Annotated in this window: 2 rRNA genes (1 of these 2 running past the window's edge); both read left to right on the top strand. The window is 53.3% G+C overall.

Annotated elements, in window-relative coordinates:
• Nucleotides 1–327: 327 nt before the first annotated feature.
• Nucleotides 328–1,855: ribosomal RNA gene (locus HGSM_RS13455) — 16S ribosomal RNA — on the top strand.
• A gap of 354 nt (nt 1,856–2,209) precedes the next feature.
• A 23S ribosomal RNA gene (locus HGSM_RS13460) occupies nt 2,210–3,758 on the top strand; it runs 1,962 nt beyond the window's last position.
• The 16S and 23S rRNA genes sit together here, the layout of an rRNA operon.

The following is a 3,758-nucleotide window of genomic DNA, read 5'->3' on the forward strand; positions in this document are numbered from 1 at the left end:
AGGTTGCCCCGGATGAGGTTCACACGGAATGGTGTGGGTTTTCGGATGGTGTGTGGTTGTTGTTTGATATCTCAATAGTGTGTTTGATTGATGATGCCAAAAGGGCAGTATATCGGTCACGAATGGTAGTCCAGCTGAGATGGTTGGGGTGCTGGTGGTCGAGGTAGTGTCCGCATATTTTTGGTATTCAAACCTTAAATAATAATTCTGGTTTAAACATTTGTTTATGCTAGTTGTTTAGTTTTTGAATGCTAGTTTCAAATTTTAGTGTCCACACTTTTTGGTTGTTTTCCCAACCGGGTGTGGGTGTCTATGGATTCATATTTTTTCATGGAGAGTTTGATCCTGGCTCAGGACGAACGCTGGCGGCGTGCTTAACACATGCAAGTCGAACGATGACGAACAGGGCTTGCCTTGTTTTGATTAGTGGCGAACGGGTGAGTAACACGTGAGTAACCTGCCCCTCACTTCGGGATAACCATTGGAAACGGTGGCTAATACTGGGTATGACATCTGGCCGCATGGTCTGGGTGTGGAAAGCTTTTGTGGTGAGGGATGGGCTCGCGGCCTATCAGCTTGTTGGTGGGGTGATGGCCTACCAAGGCGACGACGGGTAGCCGGCCTGAGAGGGCGACCGGCCACACTGGGACTGAGACACGGCCCAGACTCCTACGGGAGGCAGCAGTGGGGAATATTGCACAATGGGCGAAAGCCTGATGCAGCGACGCCGCGTGGGGGATGAAGGCCTTCGGGTTGTAAACCCCTTTCAGTAGGGAAGAAGCGCAAGTGACGGTACCTGCAGAAGAAGCGCCGGCTAACTACGTGCCAGCAGCCGCGGTAATACGTAGGGCGCAAGCGTTGTCCGGAATTATTGGGCGTAAAGAGCTCGTAGGCGGTTTGTCGCGTCTGCCGTGAAAACCCAACGCTTAACGTTGGGCTTGCGGTGGGTACGGGCAGACTAGAGTGCGGTAGGGGTGACTGGAATTCCTGGTGTAGCGGTGGAATGCGCAGATATCAGGAGGAACACCGATGGCGAAGGCAGGTCACTGGGCCGCAACTGACGCTGAGGAGCGAAAGCATGGGGAGCGAACAGGATTAGATACCCTGGTAGTCCATGCCGTAAACGTTGGGCACTAGGTGTGGGGCTCATTCCACGAGTTCCGCGCCGCAGCTAACGCATTAAGTGCCCCGCCTGGGGAGTACGGCCGCAAGGCTAAAACTCAAAGGAATTGACGGGGGCCCGCACAAGCGGCGGAGCATGCGGATTAATTCGATGCAACGCGAAGAACCTTACCAAGGCTTGACATACACCGGAAGCAGCCAGAAATGGTTGTGTCTTCGGACTGGTGTACAGGTGGTGCATGGTTGTCGTCAGCTCGTGTCGTGAGATGTTGGGTTAAGTCCCGCAACGAGCGCAACCCTCGTTCTATGTTGCCAGCACGTAATGGTGGGGACTCATGGGAGACTGCCGGGGTCAACTCGGAGGAAGGTGGGGATGACGTCAAATCATCATGCCCCTTATGTCTTGGGCTTCACGCATGCTACAATGGCCGGTACAAAGGGCTGCGATCCCGTGAGGGGGAGCGAATCCCAAAAAGCCGGTCTCAGTTCGGATTGGGGTCTGCAACTCGACCCCATGAAGTCGGAGTCGCTAGTAATCGCAGATCAGCAACGCTGCGGTGAATACGTTCCCGGGCCTTGTACACACCGCCCGTCAAGTCACGAAAGTTGGTAACACCCGAAGCCGATGGCCTAACCCCTTTTGGGGAGGGAGTCGTCGAAGGTGGGATTGGCGATTGGGACTAAGTCGTAACAAGGTAGCCGTACCGGAAGGTGCGGCTGGATCACCTCCTTTCTAAGGAGCATTAACCAACGCGCTAGGCATGTGTTCTAGTGGTTGGGCTCATGGGTGGAACATCATCAACCAAACGTTGTGTCTTTGTCGTGTGAGTACGCCTCGTTAAGGGGTGGGAAAGCAGGGTGAGTGGTACGGGGTTTGGGTGAACACACTATTGGGTTATGAAGCAACAACACTTCAGCTGTGCTGGAGGGGTTGTGGTTTCACTGCCATCGCAGGTCATGGCGTCTGATCGTTTGTACGGTTGGGTGGTGTGGGTGTGTGTGGTCGTTGTTTGAGAACTGGATAGTGGACGCGAGCATCTATTTACTAAATTAATGATGTTTTCATTTTTTTGGTGTCTGTGATTTTGTTTAAGTTTTTTTAGAGCACATGGTGGATGCCTTGGCACTAGGAGCCGATGAAGGACGTTGTAACCTGCGTTAAGCCTCGGGGAGTTGGTTAACAAGCTGTGATCCGAGGATGTCCGAATGGGGAAACCCACCTGGAGTCATGTCCAGGTACTCCCTGCTGAATATATAGGCAGGGTAGAGGGAACGACGGGAAGTGAAACATCTCAGTACCGTCAGGAAGAGATATTCCGTGAGTATTGGCGAGAGAAAGCGGATCAGGCCAAACCACGGTCGTGTGATACCCGGCAGGGGTTGCGATCGGTGGGGTTGTGGGACCATCTTGTTCATGCTGCCGCGTGGACGCAAAGTAAGAAACTTATGGTGTAGGTGAAACTGCTGGGAAGTAGTGGCGTAGAGGGTGATACCCCCGTAACTGAAACACTGTGAGCTTTGTGATGGGATCCCAAGTAGCACGGGGCTCGAGAAATCCCGTGTGAATCAGCGAAGACCACTTCGTAAGCCTAAATACTACCTAGTGACCGATAGCGGATTAGTACCGTGAGGGAATGGTGAAAAGTAGCCCGGGAGGGCAGTGAAATAGTACCTGAAACCATGTGCTTACAATCCGTCGGAGCCTCCTTGGTTGGGGTGACGGCGTGCCTTTTGAAGAATGAGCCTGCGAGTTAGTGCTCAGTGGCAAGGTTAACCCGTGTGGGGTAGCCGTAGCGAAAGCGAGTCTGAATAGGGCGATTGAGTCGCTGGGTCTAGACCCGAAGCGAAGTGATCTACCCATGGGCAGGTTGAAGCGCGGGTAAGACCGCGTGGAGGACCGAACCCACCTAGGTTGAAAACTGGGGGGATGACCTGTGGGTAGGGGTGAAAGGCCAATCAAACTTCGTGATAGCTGGTTCTCCCCGAAATGCATTTAGGTGCAGCCTTACATGTTTCTTACCGGAGGTAGAGCTACTGGATAGCCGATGGGCCTCACCAGGTTACTGACGTTAGCCAAACTCCGAATGCCGGTAAGTTAGAGTGTAGGAGTGAGACTGCGGGGGATAAGCTCCGTAGTCGAGAGGGAAACAGCCCAGACCATCAGCTAAGGCCCCTAAGCGTGTGCTAAGTGGGAAAGGATGTGGAGTTGCATAGACAACCAGGAGGTTGGCTTAGAAGCAGCCACCCTTGAAAGAGTGCGTAATAGCTCACTGGTCAAGTGATTCTGCGCCGACAATGTAGCGGGGCTCAAGTACACCGCCGAAGCTGTGGATTTCATATAAGACAAGCCTTTGTGGTTCAGTCGTATGGAGTGGTAGGGGAGCGTCGTGTGGGCGATGAAGCTGCGGAGTGATCCAGTGGTGGAGACTACACGAGTGAGAATGCAGGCATGAGTAGCGAAAGACGGGTGAGAAACCCGTCCGCCGGATGATCAAGGGTTCCAGGGTCAAGTTAATCTGCCCTGGGTTAGTCGGGACCTAAGGCGAGGCCGACAGGCGTAGTCGATGGATAACCAGTTGATATTCTGGTACCGGTAAAACACCGTCAAACATGAAGCTATACGAGATGCCTCCCAC

Source organism: Timonella senegalensis JC301 (assembly GCF_000312125.1).
Taxonomy (GTDB): Bacteria; Actinomycetota; Actinomycetes; order Actinomycetales; family Cellulomonadaceae; genus Timonella; species Timonella senegalensis.